Here is a 16,475-nt window from a genome sequence, read left to right on the forward strand (position 1 = left end):
ATGTGTCTGGCCGCGTGGTCCCGTAGCTCAGTAGGATAGAGCGGCAGATTCCTAATCTGTAGGTCACAGGTTCGATTCCTGTCGGGATCACCATGCTTTGCATCAGCTTAGCAAATTGACGTCGTACTTTTCGCGAAACAGTACGACGAATTCTAATCTCGGCGGGAATGCATCACCGAACAAGGAACGATCAGCTTCGCTACGAAGAGCGGGCACTACAATGGCCCTTTCGTCTGGCCGAAGGCTGCCTGCAGGATCATTAGGAGCTGATGGTTGACCGTGGTGCGCTGTGACCTAGCTTAAAGTTCATGATGGACAGTCCTAAGCCCGGAAATGGCGAATTGTCCGCACCGGCGAACTCTCGCGAGGTTGCTATGCAGAGGCGCAAACCGGCGTTTCAGAGCCCTGCATGCGTCCTTGGTCGGCCATTGCCCGCTACGGAATATCAACTGCGGCGATCTATCGGCACGCGACCGGCGCCCCGCCATCCGCAACAATTCGCAAGGACCAGAAGGATCCCGAAGAAAGCGACGCTCCGAGAGCGGTAAGGCCTTGGCGAATACCAAGGCGAATGACCAGACATCGCTTTATGAACTTGGCAATACACCCAGAACGCACGGGCACGGCAATGCCAAATTATCTTGCCGAAATGTATGCAAACGACGTAAATCTGGCCATTCTGAGCGCAGTGGTGACGCTTGCATCGGTGGGCGTCTATCTTGTGCTCCGGCGTATCCTTGCCGCGGTGCGACGGCGCCGCCTTGCAGCGTTTGACGAAGGCAGATCCGGTTTCGCCGACGAGGCTTCTTGGGAATGGGAAAGCCCGGCCGGACTTGTCGCCGGGCCTGCTTCTTCCAAGGCTGCCAACCCTTTGCATGCGGTCGGCCTGAATGTTCGGGCTCAAAATACCAACTACTCTCGGTTCGGAGTGCGAATCGAACATTTCGCCGCGACATCCGAACCCAGCGGGAGCTCGTCAGTGGTCGAGACCGGTGCTCCTGCACCGAACAGAGTGCAGTCTGGCCGGCTTGCAGCATCCATCAGCGCGATCGCGGAACGTGGGAAGCGGATTTGCGGGTCGGCATGGAACCAATTGCGCCATAAGGCTTCACCGCCAAAAACTGCTCCGTTGGCCTATGCTGCGGATCGCGGTTTGAATTTCACAGCTCAGATGGGAGATCCCGACCCGGCCATGGCGCCTGCCTCAAACCCTGTCGTTCGCAGGCCGATCGTTCTTGTATCGCGCTTGGGTCTCGCCGCCATTTGTCTGGCTGCGCCGATTGGCTATGCGATGACGAGACAAATCTGGGTCGAAAGCGCTTCCGCCATCTCGCAAACCCAAGATCAGGCCCATCGAGACCTTTCGCGCCCGCTGGGACTTCAGGCGAGTGCCGAATTGCTTGGCCCGGATCTCACGGCTAACCAGGCGCAAGCCGGGACGGATCGTGCTCAGGCTGCCGCTGCAAGACAATTGGCCGACCAGGAGCACCGGGCGGCGGAAGGCGAGCGTGCCAGGAGCGCCGCTCTGCAGGGAGCGCTCTTCGAGGCGAGCAAGCAGATCCACACGCTGAGGGCAAGCATGGCAGCTGCCGATGACGCGCGCGAGGAGCGGTTGCGCAATGAACTCGCGGCAGCCCGCACTCTTGACGCGTTGCGGCGCATTGCGGGAGAGGCCCGCACGATGCTGAGCGAGGCCGCCAGCTATGTCCTTAAGGAGATGCCCGCTGCTCATCTCGAGCAGGAGCAAGCCCAAAGGCGGGCGCACGATTTCTCGCAAGCGCGCGTCCAAATTGAACAGCTTGAGACCGAGGCCGCCAAGGATCGCGCCACGGCCAAGGCTTCACTGGCGCAGGCGAGCGGCATACTCGACGACGAGCGCCGGAAGACGGAGCTGCTTCGTGGCGATCTCGCCGAAGCGAAACTGGCCAATGCCGCACTCATGAAGCGTACGGCTGCGGCTGAGCAGGAACAGACCGACGCGGTCACAGCGAGGCGACAAGTGGAGCGGACCGCAGCTGACACGGAGCGAACGCTCGCACGAGAACGCGCTGCAGCAGCAGCGGCCGTTGAGGAGCTGAAAGAAGCTCGCATCGAGCGCCAGGCGGCTGAACTGGAGCGAGCCAAGGCAGTCTCAGCGAAAGAGCGTGCCGAGCAGGCCGCAACCGAGACGGCACAGGCCCTGGCACGGGAACGTACTACAGCCGTCATGAATCGTGAGGATCTCGACAGAGCACGCATCGAGCGCGAAGCCGCCGCCCAAGCTCTTTTGGTGCGTGTCGCTAAGCTTCAGGAGGCTCTGGACGAGCAACGCGAGGCCACTGTTTCTCTTGCCCGCGACTTGGCTGCGGCGCGCGGGGACAACGACAGGCTCAGGACCGAGCGCCGCAGCGCGCAGATCGAACCGCCCCTGAAGCCGCGTTCTGGCCGCGCGGCAGCCAGCCAGGTGAAGGCCGTCAGCAAGAAGATTGGCAAGGTTCGCAACCCTTCGCGGATGACCCGGGTGCGTTCGATCACACTTCCTTATTCGCTCTTGCCAAGACACGTGACACCGCAGTGATTTCCGACTGCGCGGTCGCTTCCGTGGAAGGCCATTTTTGATGCCCCGCACCCCTTCGTAACGCACCCGAGGCCTGCTGCCATTTCGGCCAAAGATGAATGGCCTCTCGAATTCACCCTGCTTCATCAGCGAGAGTGTTCTGCGCGATGCGCTATGTCAGACCGATCACGCTGCCTGTCGCGTCCAATTCGCATTGGATCGCCGCCTGCCGCGTTTCCACGCTGCCTTGCCGCGCATAGTCGATGCTGACCTCGATGGGGGCCGAGATCGTCGCCCGACTCAACTGATGTACGAAGCCCGCGCTGGTGACGCGCACGCTGGTCGCCCCCAACGGAGCGGCGGCCGACTCGATGGCATCATGGCAGGCCCGAACGACTTTATCCGGGACGCCCGGCAGCGCCTCGGTTCGGCTGACTGTTGATTGAGTTTTGCTGTCGCCGGGAGGCTGGAGAGCGGCCGGGAGGTCGAGCGACTGTCCGCCCCTTGCGGACGCAACAGCAGTGGCGGTGGCCGTACCTACCGTCCCCGGGGCTGTCGTAGTGCCGCTTGTGCTGGTCTCGCCGTCGTCCGCCGACGAACTGGAGCCGCCGGGGTCGTCGCCAGTCCCTTTGTGCGAGCCGCCCTGGTTGCCGCCGGCGTCATGACCTCCACCGCCACCATGGCCACCAGAACCATGGCCGCCGTTGCCATGCCCTCCGCCTTGCTGACCACCGGTTGCAGCTCCTGCGCAAACTACCGCGATCGAGCAAGCTAAGACGAAATACGCACAGGTGAATCCACGCGATTGACGCACGACGACCTCCATGGATGCGTCGGTCCAACCGTCTTTCCGCGGCGTGCAGTCAGAACGGCGCGAACCGCCGCTGCCCCCGAGGCAACCTCGCGATTGCCGCGCCCCCGAAAGAACTAGGGGATCAATCCGGTGTATCAAGGATACTTGGCCGGTAAGCACCGATGAGAGGGCGCTTGGCTGGCGAGTGCCGTATCATTCATGTCGAGGCCGACCGTCTGGATGACGCCACAGACGCCTTCATGACCCAATGACCGGAGTCCGAGGAGTGGCCTGGCCGAGGCCCCGGCGAATGCAGAGATCAGCGAATACGCTTACCGCGCCCAGGTCAGCGCACCTCCTCCGAGCCATCGGCGACACCCAGGCGATGTCGGGTGGGATGGCCTCCAAAAGGCCCCCGGAGGCACGAAAAAGCTTCGCTTGAGCACTCGCCGCGATGGCGCGGCCAGACGGATCACCCCGCTTCAGCCAACCCGCACGACAAAATGCTTCGTCACCGGCTCGATGATCTTCCAGGTTCCCTTGAAATCCGCTTCCACCACGAAGGCGTCGCCGGGGCCGACCTCGACCGGCGTGCCGCCGTCCGGCGTGATGATGATGCGGCCGGCGATCATGTGCACGAACTCATAGTCGGTATAGGTGGCGTGATAGGTGCCGGGCGTCGCCCGCCAGGTGCCCGACAACACCTTGCCGTCCTCGGTCGTGTGCTGGACGGCGGTTTGCATGGTCGGCCTGCCCTCGACGACGATCCAGCCAGCCAGATCGCCTGCGTCCGCGTGTTCGACGGTGCCGAATTTGAGGATTGTCTCGCGTGTCATGTGCCGAACTCCGTTTGGGGATTGCGTGGCGCTGTTTGCCTGGCCGGTCAGATAACCGATGCACCTGCCGCGAGCAATGCCGCCGCCATACGGCCGGCACCTTGGCTGACGGTGCATCAAACAAAAACCCGCCTGTGCGGCGGGTCACTGGCGCAAATCAGCACCATAGGCAAAAATGTACCATAGCTGAGGTCACCGAGTCAAGAAAAAATTCCTATCGCGAAAAAGCTGGCGGCGCAAAAGCTGCCAGCACTGGCTGCCATAAGGCCGTTTGTTGATTTGAAGTCAGAGCCCTGCCATGCGGCGCACGCCGCGCCCTCTCGACGGGCGGGTCAGGGTTTGTGGCGCGCCGAAACGAGTTCCGCCTTGCGCCTTGCCGTCTCCAGCCCGAGCCCGATGAAGGCGCGCGCGTGCTTGGCCAGCGCCATGTTGTCCGTCCACAGATTGCGCCAGATGGCGGTCTTCTTCGACAGGTGCTCATCGACGATTTCCGAAGAGAAGGATTCGAAGCTGAGATCGTCGCTGTAGCCGATCGCCGTCAGCGCATCGAAGATCGCGGCGAAATCGATATTGCCGGTGCCGAGGAAGCCGCGATGGCTTTCGCCGATATGGACATAGCCGATCTTGTCCGCGGCTTGATGGATGGCCAGCCCGACATCGGCCTCCTCGATGTTCATGTGGAACGTGTCGAGATGCAGGAAGATGTTGTCCGAGCCAGTGTCCTCGATGAAGGCCAGTCCTTGCGCGGCGGTGTTGAGCAGATTGCTTTCGAAGCGGTTGACGATCTCGAGGTTGAGCGTGACGCCGGCCGCCTTGGCCGTCTCGGCAACCTTGGCCAGAGTGCCGGCACTGCGCTGCCATTGATCGCGCGTCGGCGCCTCGACCTGCAATCCGTGGCTGGTCGAGAGAATGCCGGCGACCTTCCGACCGCCGAGGTCACGCGTCAGCGCGATGGTGTCGTTGAGGATTTCGACGCCGCGCGCGGCAATCGCCCTGTCGGCGCTCGAAATATCGCCGTCAACAGGCAATCCGATGCTGATCGCCACGCCGAGGCCAAGATCGGCGATGCGCCTCGCGAGCCCGCCGATGTCGACATTGGCGGGGTCGAGATAGGAGAATTCGATGAGGTCGAAGCCGGCCTCCCTGGTGTTGGCCAGCGTGCGCTCCAGATCGGCCTGAGCCGAGCTCGCCGACCAGACGAAAGAATGGATTCCAATACGCGACATCATCGTCTCCGGTGCTGACAAGGTGCGGCCGGGTCATCCCGGCCGCACCGGCCTTGGGAAGAATTTAGCGGGCTGCGGTCCAGCCCTTGTAGTCCTTCAGGTTCTCGGCCGTGATCAGCTTCGGGTCGAGCAGAACGGTCGGCTCCGCCGGCTTCTTGCCGGCCAACAGTTCGGCCGCCATCGTCAGTGACTGGCCGGCCATTACATAGGGATCCTGCGAGGCCGAGGCCTTGATCATCGAGGTGCCGGAAGAGAGTTCCTTCTCGATATCGGGCGCGCCGTCGACGGCGGTGAAGATGAACTCCGAACGGTTGAGCTGCTTGGCAGCGAGCTGGGCGCCGATCGCCGTCGGGTCATTGATGGCAAACACCGCATCGATCTTGTCGAAGCGGGTGAGCAGCGACTGGAACACCTTCAGGCCGCCGTCGCGCGAGCCTTCGGCATTCTGGTCGTCGGAGAGGATCTTGATGTCGGGATGCTGCGAAAGCACGTTCTTGCAGCCCTTCACCCGCTCCAGGATCGACGACGATGCCGGTCCGTTGAGGATGACGTAGTCGCCCTTGCCGCCGGTGTGGTCGACCAGGTACTGGCAGGCCTCTTCGCCGGCCTTGACGTTGTTGGTCATCACGGTGACGTCGGCGCCCGGCGCCGAAACGTCGAAGGCGGCAACGACGATACCCGCGGCCTGTGCCTTCTTCACCGCCGGCGCGATCGCCTTGGCGTCGACGGCATTGAGCATGATCACGTCGACACCGGCGGCGATGAACGAATCGACCTGCGAGACCTGCTTGTTGAGGTCATAGTCGGCCGATACCGAGGTCACCTCGACTTTCGGGTTGATCTTCTTGGCCGCGTCCTCGATGCCCTTGATGGTGGCGACGAAGAAGGGATTGCCGAGTAGGCCGACCGAGATACCGACCTTGTTGAGGTCCTTGGCCGAAGCAGGCGCGATGGCGAGCGACGCGAGTGCGACGCCGCAGAGCAGTTTGGCGATGGTCTTCATTGCTTTCCTCCGATTGCCCCGCGCCTCTCACGGTGCGTTACACAAACCGGTCGTTGACGCCGGCGACTAAGGTCAATCACGTTCTTGCTCCTGCCTGGAGCCTGTAGCGGTCGAGGGCGACCGCCACGATGATGACCAATCCCTTGATGATGTACTGCCAGATGTCCGAGACACCGGCCAAGATGAGCCCGTTGGAGAGCACCGCGATGATCAGGCCGCCGATCAGCGTTCCCCAGATCGAGCCGACGCCGCCGACGAAGCTGGTGCCGCCGAGAATGACCGCGGCAATGGCGTCGAGTTCGTAGGACTGGCCCAGCTGCAAGCCGTTGGCGGCGTAGAGCCGGGCCGCCGACATGGCGCCGCCGAGGCCGGCCAGCAGGCCGGAAACGCCATAGACGAAGAGCAGCACCAGCGGCACCTTGATACCGGTCAGCCGCGCCGCTTCGGCATTGCCGCCGACGGCGTAGATCCAGGTGCCGAGCACGGTGCGCTTGAGCACCAGCCAGGACAGCACCACCACCGACAGTGCGATGATGACCAGCCACGGGATGCCGAACAGCGAACCGTTGCCGATGAAATCGAACGGCAGGTCCGAATTGAACACCGTGGTGTCCTGGCCGAGCAGGCGGGCGACACCGCGCACCGCGGTCAGCGAACCCAGCGTGACGATGAAGGGCGGCAGCTTGATGTAGGCGATGAGCAGCCCGTTGATGAGGCCGAAGCCGAGGCCGACCAGAATGGCCGCCGGCACGCCGAGCAAACCCCAGTCCGGCACCAGCGATACGATCACCGCCACCATCGCCGATGCGGCGAGGATGGCGCCGACGGACAGGTCGATACCGCCGGTGAGGATGACGAAGGTCATGCCGGCCGCCAGCACGATGTTGATCGACGACTGCTGGGTGACGATCAACAGGTTGGTCTCGGTCAGGAAGCGCGGGTTCAGGAACTGGAAGCCGGCCGCCAGCAGGATCAGCACCGGCAGCATGCCAAGGGCAGCGAAAGCCGTGCGCAACCGTCGGCTCGTGCCGGTCGCCTGGCCGCCCGCGCTGATCTCGGTCGCCTTGTCGGTCATTGCTGAGCCGCTCCCGTTGCAAGTTCCATGATTTCCTCCTGGCTTAGCGGTTCGCCTTGCGATGCCGTCACCTCGCCCGATATCTTTCCGTCGCGCATCACCAGCACGCGATCGGCGACGCCGATCACCTCGGGCAGTTCGCTGGAGATCATCAGGATGGCGATGCCCTGCTTGGCGAGATTGTCGATCAGCCGGTAGATTTCCGATTTCGCTCCGACATCGACGCCGCGGGTCGGCTCGTCGAGGATGACGACCTTCGGCTCGGTCTCGAGCAGGCGGGCGAGCAGCACCTTCTGCTGGTTGCCGCCCGACAGCGAGCCGGCATTGGCCTGCACCGAACTGGTGCGGATGGAGAGATCGGCAACGGCCTTGGAAGCACGCCTTTCGGCGGCCGCGAAGTCGCGCAAGCCGCCGGCGCGCGAATCCCGCGCCAGCACGCCCATGCTGATATTGTCGGAGATCGACATGTCGAGGAACAGGCCGAGTTCCTTGCGGTCCTCGGTCAGATAGGCGATGCCGGCATCGAGCGCCTCGCGCGGCGAGCCGATGGTTACAGGTTTGCCGTCGAGTTCCAGCGTGCCTGAAATGTGCCTGTCGGCGCCGAAGATCAGCCGCGCAAGCTCTGTGCGGCCGGAACCGACCAGACCCGCCAGCGCCAGCACCTCGCCCTTGTGCAGGTCGAACGAACAGTTTTTCAGGAGACGGCCGTCGGACATGGCGCGCACCGAGAGCGCCACCGCGCGCTTTTCATCCGGCGGCCGATGATCCTTCTTGTAGAAAGCCGACAAATCGCGGCCGACCATCATCGAGACGAGGCGCGAGGCACTGAGGTCGGCACGCTCGAGCGTGCCGACATAACCGCTGTCGCGCAGCACGCTGACGCGGTCGGCAAGCTGGTAGACCTCTTCCATGCGGTGGCTGATGTAGATGATGGCGATGCCTTGCGATTTCAGCGTCGCGATGACCTCGAACAGCCGGTCGGTCTCGCGCGAGGTCAGCGACGTGGTCGGCTCGTCCATGACGATGATGCGCGCATTGGTCGATAGCGCGCGGGCGATCTCGACCAGCTGGCGCTCGCCGAGCGACAGGCTGGAGACCATGTCGCGGGCCGAAAAGGAAACGCCGAGCCGCTTGATGATCTCGCTGGCGCGCCGGGTGCATTGGTCGCGATCGACGATGCCGAAGCGTCGCGGCTCGTTGCCGAGGAAGATGTTCTGCGCCACCGTCAGATTGGGCGCCAGCGACAGCTCCTGATAGATCACCGCGACGCCGCTGGCGCGCGCCTTGATCGGATCGCCGGTCGCAGCCGGCATGCCGTCGATCAGGATCTCGCCGCCGGCATCCGGCCGATAGGCGCCTGAAAGCACTTTCATCAATGTCGACTTGCCGGCGCCGTTCTCGCCCATCAAGGCGTGCAGCTCCCCGGCATGGACGCTGAGCGAGACATCGTGCAAGGCACGGATCGCGCCGAACGTCTTGGAGATGTGCCGCATCTCCAGCACCGGCTGGCGCGCCGTCTCGGCCTGGGCAATCGCACTCATCGCGCACCTCCCACTGCCGCACCGGCGACGCCCTGGTCCATCGTGGCGTCACGCCAGTTGCTGCGATAGCCTGCCAACCCGGTGAAACGCGACGCGTGCACCGGCTCTGGAACTTCGGCGGCGAATTCGCGCCCGACGCTCTCGAAGGCGAGCGCCGCTGCACCCGTGGCGCTGCCCTCCAGCGTGGCGCCCTGCAGGAAAGCCTGGCCGGGACGCAACTGCGCCAGCAGTCCGGCCAACACACCGCCTGTGTTCAGCCCGCCATCGACGATCACCGTGTTGTTCGAATGGATGAGGTCGAGCGACAGATCGACCATCAGCGCGACGTAGAGCAGCGCGGTGGCCGCGCGTTCTCCGGCATCGGGCGTGCGCCCCACCAGCCGGCCGGACTGACTGGGCATCGGCCCGCCTGGCGCGAAGCTCGGCAGCGCCATGATGCCGGCATCGATCACCCGCTGCACCACCGGACGGGCGATCTCGCCTTGCCAGCCGCCGCTGATGGTTGCGAATTCGCGCCCGCCCATGAAGCGAATGGTCGGCACCGGGCCGCCGCCGACATCGACATTGACCAGCATGTCGCGATCCCGGTCGAGTGCGTCGAGCGGGCAATCCGGATTGAGCACGACGACCCAGGTGCCGGTCGAAACGACGGTGACCGGGCCAAGCTCCTGCCGGCGATAGGCATAGAGCGCCGCATTCGAATCATGGACGCCGTTGTGGATGGCGATCGGTCGCGCCGCAGCGCCGAGGCGGTGCTCGCCGATAACGGTGCCGGCGCGCTCGAAGCCAGGCATCCGGCCACGCCAGCCCTGCGCGTCGACCAGCGAGGAAAAGTCCTGGCTCCGCGGCGCCCACAGATGCGAATGGCAGCCGAGATAGGACACTTCCGAGACCGCCCGCCCGCCAAGGCGCCAGCTCCAGTATTGCGGATAGCCGAGGATCGATTTCGACGTAGCGAACGCGTCGGGATCGACCTCCTGCAGCCACAGCATGTGGCGGCCGTAGTTGAAGCCGAGCGGCAGCCGCGGCGAAAAGGTCTCGGAAAAGTCCGGAATGCGGCGATCGATCCGCGCGGCAATCTCGGCCGGCGGCTCTTGCTCGTAATCGAGGATCGGATGCGTCAGCGCCGCTTCGTCGACCAAGGCAAAGGTGCAGCCATGGCCCGACACCATGACCCCTTCCACACCATGACCGTCGACCGCATCGGCAACGGCGCTGAGCGCCCAATGGTGGAGCGCCGCCTCGTCGAGCACGCTGAAGCCGCCTTGGCGCACCCATTTCGGCTGTGTCCGGCGCTCGTCGACGATCCGCCCGTCCTGGCCGAAGACGAACAGCTTCGAATTGGTCTTGCCGAAATCGAGGACAGCCACCTTCACTGGATGGCTCCCGAGGCTATCCGCACCATGACGCCGGCGTCTTCCAGCATGCGCGCATCGGCGTCGGAGAGACCGTCGTCGGTGACCAGCGTGCCGATGCGGGAAAGCGGCAGCGCGACATTGCGCGCGTGGATCGACAGTTTGCGGCTGTCGGCCAGCACCACGATCTGGTCGGCGCAAAGGCTGAGATCGACGATCGAGCGTACCAGCAGCGGGTGCGATTCCATCACGCCTTCCTGGCCAAGGCCTTGCGCGCCGAGAAAGAATTTGGAGGCATAGAAGGGCACGGCCTGGCTGAGCGAATGGATGATGCCGGGTTCGCGATGCAGATCACCGCCCGCAACCGTCAGGCTGCAATGGCCGTGGTCGCTGAGATAGGCCGCCAGCGGCATCGAGTTGGTGTAGAGGCGGATGTTGCGCTCGGCCAGCTTGACGCCCAGATGGAAGCAGGTCGAGCCGCCATGCACGATGACGGCGTCGCCGTCGCGCACCATGGTCGCCGCGAGAGCGGCGATCTGCCGCTTGGCCTCGACCGCAAGGTCGCGGTTCTCGTCGTAAGGCCTGGCGTAGGCAACACCGGCCTGGGAAGCGCCGTCGAGCGCCGAGATGCCGCCATAGACCTTCCGCGCTTCGCCGGCCTCGTCGATCCTGTCGATATCGCGCCTGACCGTCGCGGCTGAAACGCCAAGCCGCTCCTGCAACTCGCGCACCGAAGCGAACGGACGATCCCGCAACAGTTCGACGATCTGACGCTGACGGCCGGAGTCGCTCAATTCTTTCCTCCCGGATGCCATTTTCCATGGCAATTGGCGTAACTTACTCAACATTAGTCGGATTGCAAGCGTGTTTGACGACAGTAGATCACTATTGACGTAGATCACTCGTTTCTGCGATATCAGCGCCAATTCGATCCCGGCAACGGGATTTCGCGCAGGACACGGCCGAGCCGTTGGAGGAAAAGCGCCATGGCGACCCAAGCTGACGCGCAGGAACTGGCGGCCTTGCGGGCGCTTTCGGCCAGCATAGGGCGGAGCCCGCATCTCACCCAGGCGGCAGGCGGCAACACCTCGCTGAAAGCCGGCGACACGCTGTGGATCAAGGCCTCCGGCACCTGGCTGAAAGACGCGCTCGTCGATGACATCATGGTGCCGGTGGCGATGGCGCCGCTGCTGAAAGCCGTCGAACAGCGCGATCGCGCCGCCGACCAGCCGCAGGGTTTCACCATTGCAGCGCTCAACCCGCGCGGCCTGCGGCCATCGATCGAGACCACGGTGCACGCTTTGATGCCGCAGCGCGTCGTTCTGCATGTCCATTGCGTCGACACCATCTCGCTTGCCGTGCAGGCCGATGGCGAGGCCGAGGTCGCCAAGCGGCTCGATGGCATCGAATGGGCCTATGTGCCCTATTTCCGGCCCGGCCTGCCGCTTGCACGCGGCATTGCCGAAAAACTGCGGCCTGGTGTCGACGTGCTGATCCTTGGCAATCACGGTCTGGTCGTCGCTGCCGAAACCGTCGCCGGGGCGGAGCTTCTGCTGCGCCGTATCAGGTCATTGCTGGCCCGGCCGGCGCGCGCGACCGCCGCACCCGACCTCGACGCCTTGGCCGCGATTGCCGGCGACAGCGGCTACAGATTGCCGGCCGATGTCGAAGCGCATGCGGTTGCGCTCGACCCTGAGAGCCGCCGCATGGCGCAGGCCGGCAGCCTCTATCCGGACCACGTCATCTTCCTCGGCCAGGGCTCCGTCGTGGCGAAGCCAGGCGAGGCCGTGGCCGATGTCGTTGCACGACTGGGCACGTCGCCTGCGGCGATCCTGTTTCCCGGCGCAGGCGTGCTGATGCGCGGCGACGCCAGTGCCGGCGCCGATGCCATGCAACGCTGCCTCGCCGACGTGACGGCGCGTGTCGACATCGCCGCGCGGCTGAACTATCTCACCGCCTCCGAGAATGACGAGCTGGTCAACTGGGACGCCGAGCAATATCGCCAGAAGCTCAACGCGGGTGGCGGCTAGCATGGACATGATGCCACTTGTCATCGGCATCGACATTGGCACATCAGGTGCGCGCGCCGTCGCCATGCGCCCTGATTTTTCCATAGCCGGGCATTCGGCCGTTCCACTCGACAGGTTTGGCGGCGATGGCCGAGCCCCCACGGCGTGGTGGCAAGCGGTCAAGGCGGCGCTGACGGAGCTGCTTTCCGGCATCGACCGCACGGCGGTCCGCGCCATCGCCGTCGACGGCACCTCCGGCACGCTGCTGCCGGTCGACGCCGCCGGGCTGCCGCTGGCCGAACCGCTGATGTACAACGACAAGGTCGATGACGACGACATCCTGGCCGCGATCGCCCGCACCGCGCCGGCTGCAAGTGCAGCGCACGGAGCGACATCCGGCCTCGCCAAGGCCCTGCGCTTCCAGCATCTACCGGGCATTGCGGCAGTGCTGCATCAGGCCGACTGGATTGCCGGAAACTTCTCCGGCCGCTTCGACGTCAGCGACGAGAACAATGCCCTGAAGACAGGTTATGATGTCGAGGCCCGCCGCTGGCCGGAATGGATCGCGGCGACCGGAATGCGCATGGAGTTGCTGCCGCGCGTGATCGTGCCGGGCGAGGTCACGGGCGCCCTCACCGCGGAAGCCGGGGAACTGTTCGGCTTGCCGCGCGATGTGGCCGTCGTCGCCGGCACCACGGATGGCTGCGCCTCGTTCCTGGCGACCGGTGCCGCCGCGATCGGCGACGGGGTCACTGCGCTGGGATCCTCGCTGACCATCAAGATCCTGTCCGACCGGCCGATTTTGGCGCCGCGCTTCGGCATATACAGCCACCGGCTCGGCAACGCCTGGCTGGCGGGCGGTGCCTCGAACTCAGGCGGCAAGGTGCTGGCCCAGCACTTTCCGCTCGCCCGTATCATCGAACTCAGCGCGACAATCGACCCGGAGACGGGCACCGGCCTCGATTACTATCCGCTTCCCGCCACGGGCGAACGGTTTCCGATCGCCGATCCGGCGCTGCCGCCTCGCCTTGCGCCGCGGCCGTCGGGCGACGCCGATTATCTGAAAGCGATGTTCGAAGGCATCGCCGCGATCGAAGCGCTCGGCTATGACAGGCTTGCCGAACTCGGCGCGCCCACGCTGATATCGGTCAGGAGCGTCGGAGGCGGGGCAGCGAACCCGGCCTGGACGGCAATCCGGCGTCGCAGGCTCGGCGTCGATTTCCTGCCCGCGCTTTCCGACGAGGCCGCCGCCGGCACGGCGCGGCTGGCGCTGATGGGTGCAAGCCGGGCAGGACTCCTATGAGCGCGAAAACGATCGAACGTCTCGACGGCCTCGGGCCGCTGGCGGAGCGCTATAATGTGTTTCTGCTCGACCAGTTCGGCGTGCTGCATGACGGCACGCGGCCCTATCCAGGCGCGGTGGCAGCGCTATCGGCGCTGAAACGCGCCGGCAAGACCGTGGTGCTGGTTTCGAACTCCGGCAGGCGGGCTCAGCCCAATGAAAGCCGGCTCATAAAACTCGGCTTCGAAGCGGGAAGCTGGGATCATTTCGTCTCTTCCGGCGAGGTGGCGTGGCGATCCTTTGGGGAGATGGCGGCGTCGGGAAAGCTGCGCCCGGGGACAAAATGCCTGCTGATCAGCCGCGACAATGACCGCTCCGCGATCGAAGGCCTGCCATTTGCGCTAACCGGGTCCGGCGATGAGGCCGAGCTGGTGCTGATCGCGGCCAGCGAGGGTGACCGCTTTGACCTTGACCATTATCGCAGGCTGTTCGCGCCGGCGGCGGAGCGGCGGGTGCCGTGTTTCTGCACCAATCCCGACATCATCATGCTGACGGCCGTTGGCCCTCGCTTCGGCGCCGGCCGGTTGGCCGATCTCTACGAAAGCCTGGGCGGCAGCGTTACCCGCATCGGCAAGCCCGACACGGCGATTTTCGACGCCGCGCTGGCGCTGGCCGGCGAGCCGGACCGTGGCACCGTGGTCTGCGTCGGCGACAGCGTCGAACACGACATATCGGGGGGAAACAGCACCGGCATCGCCACCGCGCTGGTGCTGAGCGGAATACTGGCGGACACACCGGATCTCGCCGCTGTTTTCGACGAACAGCAGGCCTGGCCGGACTACATCATGGACAGCTTCAGCTTCCGCTGACCGCTTCCAGCATGCGCCGCGCGCTCTCCTCGTCGGTGATCAGGATGGTTGGGGCGATGAGGGTCATGGCGCCGAGCAGCGCTTCGGTTTTCTCCTCGCCACCGGAGGTGAGGATGCGGATCGGTGCCTTGCGCAGACGGTCGACATCCACCGACATCACGTGGCTGTTGACGGGGTGGTCGACCAGATCGCCGTTGCGGTCGAAGAAATGGAACAGGAGGTCGCCCACGGCGCCACGCGCAAGCAGGGCCTCCCGATCCGCCTCCTTGAGGAAGCCACCACGAGAGAAGGTGGTGGCCGAGGCGATCCCGCCGACGCTCAGCAGAACGGCATCGAGCACGTCGGCCATTTCGAAAATCTCCTGCAGGCCGCAGCGCTCGATCAGGGCGATCTTGGTTTCGACGCTGTCGACCACGGCTGGTGTCGGCATCAGATAGCCGTCGCCCTGGAATATCTGAGCGAAGCGCCAGGCGAACTCGGCTGGGTTGACCCGGCGCACGACGCCGACACCGCCAAGCAGCGAAATCACCTTGAAGTCGGTGAGCGACTTGGCGCTGATGAAAGGCAGGCTCGAGAACAGCGTCTGCCCCCAGCCGACGCCGACCCGCATGCCGGACTTCATCGTGTCCGACAGGAAGCTGCCGGTTTTGGCGCTGATCGCTGGTATGGGATCGGCATCGGCTGCCGAAAGCGGCGCCACCAGAGCCTGCTGCAGCCCGAACGTCTTCTCCAATGCGCGCTCAAGCCGCACGATTTCCGACAATTCGCTCTCGATGGTGATCTTCACTTCGTTGCGCGCCCGGGCATCCGCCAGCATGCGCACGATGGTGACGCGACCGACGCCGAGCACGTCGGCGATCTCGTTCTGCGTCATCTGTTCGACGAAATACATCCAGGCGGCGCGAATCCTGAGGCGATCCGTCCGGCTTTCGCTGGCGACCAGCTCGGTTGCCTCGCCTCGACCGTCTTCGCTTTCGCCCTGTCGTCGTCTGCCCAAGTCTGTCTCTCCCCCTGCGGCGACGGACGAGGGCGCCGCCGCCGATTCTGCATGCTGGTCTAGTATCGCCTATTGATCTACCTATCGATAGGAACAATGTAGAGAGTGGCGGCTGCCCGGTCGGCTATCCGCAGCAAATTTCAAGGCGATCCGCGATGCTCCGACAAATCTCCGAAGATGTCCGCGTCAATCTGAAGGACCGGCTGCGGGAAGTCCGCGAAATCATCCGCCAGAGCCGCCATGACGGCAGCGGCCATGCCAGCATCCTGCGCGAAGCAACCAGCCATCTGCCGCCGTTTCCAGGCAAGGGCATCGAAGGCCTGCTCAGCCATGCCGCGAGTGCCGTCGACGAAGCACTGTCGATCGCCGAAGCTTTCGTCCCGCATGAGCGCCCGATCAAGGTGGACGGCACCACGGTGAAGGGCCTCGGCACCTATTTCCCGGTCGGCAACGAGGATCGCCAACTGGACGCCGAGCGCCTGTTCCGGCGCGATATGTATTATCTGACCAAGGCGGTGCTTGCCGGCCTGAACATCGACAATGCCCGCATCCACGAAGCCGATTTCGCGGCCGTCCATGCCACGATGCGCAAGCGGCATGGCGATCTCCTGGCCGCATTGGCCGCGCCGGGTGCCGGACTGCAGGCAATCGCGGCCACCTGCTCGGCGCTGCTGGTCGAGTGCCTCAATCAGCCTCCCGTTCGCTTTGCCGAGACCGTGCCGGGAACGCCGGCGGGCGGCCGGGCGCTCGACATAAGCTGCCTGGCGCCGCTCGCTTTGGCCTGCGGCCTGGCGACCACCGGCAGCGACAGCGCGCCGGAGCCGGACATGCTGGAGATCGCGATCCTGGCGGCGGATATTCGCCACGATCGCATCGTTCAGGCTTGCGCCAAGGCAAACCCGATCAGTGAATTGACACCGGTCTTCGCCACCTTGCTTGCCCATCTGCCGTAG

The 16,475-nt window shown here is 64.6% G+C and carries 14 protein-coding genes and 1 tRNA gene; 6 read left to right on the forward strand and 9 right to left on the reverse strand.

Annotated elements, in window-relative coordinates; all coding sequences use genetic code 11:
• The first annotated feature begins 16 nt into the window (after window positions 1–16).
• Window positions 17–93: transfer RNA gene (locus tag LB559_RS15615), tRNA-Arg, on the forward strand.
• 535 nt (window positions 94–628) lie between these two features.
• Window positions 629–2,557 (forward strand): hypothetical protein, encoded by a 1,929-nt coding sequence (locus LB559_RS15620; RefSeq protein ID WP_224674439.1) that lies wholly within the window; start codon window positions 629–631, stop codon window positions 2,555–2,557.
• A 151-nt stretch (window positions 2,558–2,708) separates the two neighbouring features.
• Here LB559_RS15620 and LB559_RS15625 read toward each other — a convergent pair whose 3' ends face one another.
• The 8 genes from LB559_RS15625 to LB559_RS15660 form a co-directional block, all read right to left on the reverse strand.
• Complete coding sequence (locus LB559_RS15625) at window positions 2,709–3,362, reverse strand: hypothetical protein (RefSeq protein ID WP_064993088.1); 654 nt, start codon at window positions 3,360–3,362, stop codon at window positions 2,709–2,711.
• 449 nt (window positions 3,363–3,811) lie between these two features.
• Window positions 3,812–4,165 carry a cupin domain-containing protein gene (locus tag LB559_RS15630; protein WP_024503728.1) on the reverse strand — a complete coding sequence of 118 codons (354 nt, stop codon included), beginning with the start codon at window positions 4,163–4,165 and terminating at the stop codon, window positions 3,812–3,814.
• A 332-nt stretch (window positions 4,166–4,497) separates the two neighbouring features.
• Window positions 4,498–5,391 (reverse strand): sugar phosphate isomerase/epimerase family protein, encoded by an 894-nt coding sequence (locus LB559_RS15635; protein WP_224620149.1) that lies wholly within the window; start codon window positions 5,389–5,391, stop codon window positions 4,498–4,500.
• Window positions 5,392–5,455: 64 nt separating this feature from the next.
• The gene (locus LB559_RS15640) at window positions 5,456–6,394 is read right to left on the reverse strand and encodes an ABC transporter substrate-binding protein (protein WP_013529341.1); all 939 of its coding nucleotides are present in this window, start codon (window positions 6,392–6,394) and stop codon (window positions 5,456–5,458) included.
• A 76-nt stretch (window positions 6,395–6,470) separates the two neighbouring features.
• Complete coding sequence (locus LB559_RS15645; protein ID WP_027162931.1) at window positions 6,471–7,469, reverse strand: ABC transporter permease subunit; 999 nt, start codon at window positions 7,467–7,469, stop codon at window positions 6,471–6,473.
• The gene (locus tag LB559_RS15650) at window positions 7,466–9,010 is read right to left on the reverse strand and encodes a sugar ABC transporter ATP-binding protein (RefSeq protein ID WP_024503725.1); all 1,545 of its coding nucleotides are present in this window, start codon (window positions 9,008–9,010) and stop codon (window positions 7,466–7,468) included. Before LB559_RS15650 ends, LB559_RS15645 begins: the two co-directional genes overlap by 4 nt.
• Window positions 9,007–10,386, reverse strand: coding sequence for an FGGY-family carbohydrate kinase (locus LB559_RS15655; protein WP_224674440.1), 1,380 nt, complete (start codon window positions 10,384–10,386; stop codon window positions 9,007–9,009). The genes LB559_RS15650 and LB559_RS15655 overlap by 4 nt, the downstream gene beginning before the upstream one ends.
• Window positions 10,383–11,159, reverse strand: coding sequence for a DeoR/GlpR family DNA-binding transcription regulator (locus LB559_RS15660; RefSeq protein WP_013529337.1), 777 nt, complete (start codon window positions 11,157–11,159; stop codon window positions 10,383–10,385). The genes LB559_RS15655 and LB559_RS15660 overlap by 4 nt, the downstream gene beginning before the upstream one ends.
• A gap of 192 nt (window positions 11,160–11,351) precedes the next feature.
• Here LB559_RS15660 and LB559_RS15665 point away from each other — a divergent pair, with 192 nt between their 5' ends.
• Genes LB559_RS15665 through LB559_RS15675 form a run of 3 tightly spaced genes read left to right on the forward strand, consistent with a single transcriptional unit; the run spans window position 11,352 to window position 14,525 of the window.
• Window positions 11,352–12,395, forward strand: a complete 1,044-nt coding sequence (locus LB559_RS15665; RefSeq protein WP_224674441.1) for a class II aldolase/adducin family protein — start codon at window positions 11,352–11,354, stop codon at window positions 12,393–12,395.
• Between the two features lie 7 nt (window positions 12,396–12,402).
• Entirely contained in the window at window positions 12,403–13,677 is a 1,275-nt protein-coding gene (locus LB559_RS15670) for an FGGY-family carbohydrate kinase (RefSeq protein ID WP_224674566.1), read from the forward strand.
• Entirely contained in the window at window positions 13,674–14,525 is an 852-nt protein-coding gene (locus LB559_RS15675) for a TIGR01459 family HAD-type hydrolase (RefSeq protein WP_224674442.1), read from the forward strand. Before LB559_RS15670 ends, LB559_RS15675 begins: the two co-directional genes overlap by 4 nt.
• Here LB559_RS15675 and LB559_RS15680 read toward each other — a convergent pair.
• A complete protein-coding gene (locus LB559_RS15680; protein ID WP_024503720.1) occupies window positions 14,512–15,522 on the reverse strand; it encodes a sugar-binding transcriptional regulator in 1,011 nt (336 codons plus the stop codon). The two genes, LB559_RS15675 and LB559_RS15680, sit on opposite strands and share 14 nt — an antisense overlap.
• Before the next feature lie 155 nt (window positions 15,523–15,677).
• Between LB559_RS15680 and LB559_RS15685 the strand changes: the two genes are divergently transcribed.
• Entirely contained in the window at window positions 15,678–16,475 is a 798-nt protein-coding gene (locus LB559_RS15685; protein ID WP_224674443.1) for a hypothetical protein, read from the forward strand.

Origin of the sequence: Mesorhizobium sp. BR1-1-3 (assembly GCF_020165455.1) — a bacterium.
Lineage (GTDB): Bacteria > Pseudomonadota > Alphaproteobacteria > Rhizobiales > Rhizobiaceae > Mesorhizobium > Mesorhizobium ciceri.

What these genes read in the sequence shown, in the direction of transcription:
- LB559_RS15620 (WP_224674439.1), top strand. Translation starts at nt 629, where the DNA reads ATGCCAAATTATCTTGCCGAAATGTATGCAAACGACGTAAATCTGGCC.
- LB559_RS15645 (WP_027162931.1), bottom strand. Translation starts at nt 7,469, where the DNA reads ATGACCGACAAGGCGACCGAGATCAGCGCGGGCGGCCAGGCGACCGGC.
- LB559_RS15685 (WP_224674443.1), top strand. Translation starts at nt 15,678, where the DNA reads ATGCTCCGACAAATCTCCGAAGATGTCCGCGTCAATCTGAAGGACCGG.
- LB559_RS15650 (WP_024503725.1), bottom strand. Translation starts at nt 9,010, where the DNA reads ATGAGTGCGATTGCCCAGGCCGAGACGGCGCGCCAGCCGGTGCTGGAG.
- LB559_RS15675 (WP_224674442.1), top strand. Translation starts at nt 13,674, where the DNA reads ATGAGCGCGAAAACGATCGAACGTCTCGACGGCCTCGGGCCGCTGGCG.
- LB559_RS15625 (WP_064993088.1), bottom strand. Translation starts at nt 3,362, where the DNA reads ATGGAGGTCGTCGTGCGTCAATCGCGTGGATTCACCTGTGCGTATTTC.
- LB559_RS15640 (WP_013529341.1), bottom strand. Translation starts at nt 6,394, where the DNA reads ATGAAGACCATCGCCAAACTGCTCTGCGGCGTCGCACTCGCGTCGCTC.
- LB559_RS15635 (WP_224620149.1), bottom strand. Translation starts at nt 5,391, where the DNA reads ATGTCGCGTATTGGAATCCATTCTTTCGTCTGGTCGGCGAGCTCGGCT.
- LB559_RS15665 (WP_224674441.1), top strand. Translation starts at nt 11,352, where the DNA reads ATGGCGACCCAAGCTGACGCGCAGGAACTGGCGGCCTTGCGGGCGCTT.
- LB559_RS15630 (WP_024503728.1), bottom strand. Translation starts at nt 4,165, where the DNA reads ATGACACGCGAGACAATCCTCAAATTCGGCACCGTCGAACACGCGGAC.
- LB559_RS15670 (WP_224674566.1), top strand. Translation starts at nt 12,403, where the DNA reads ATGATGCCACTTGTCATCGGCATCGACATTGGCACATCAGGTGCGCGC.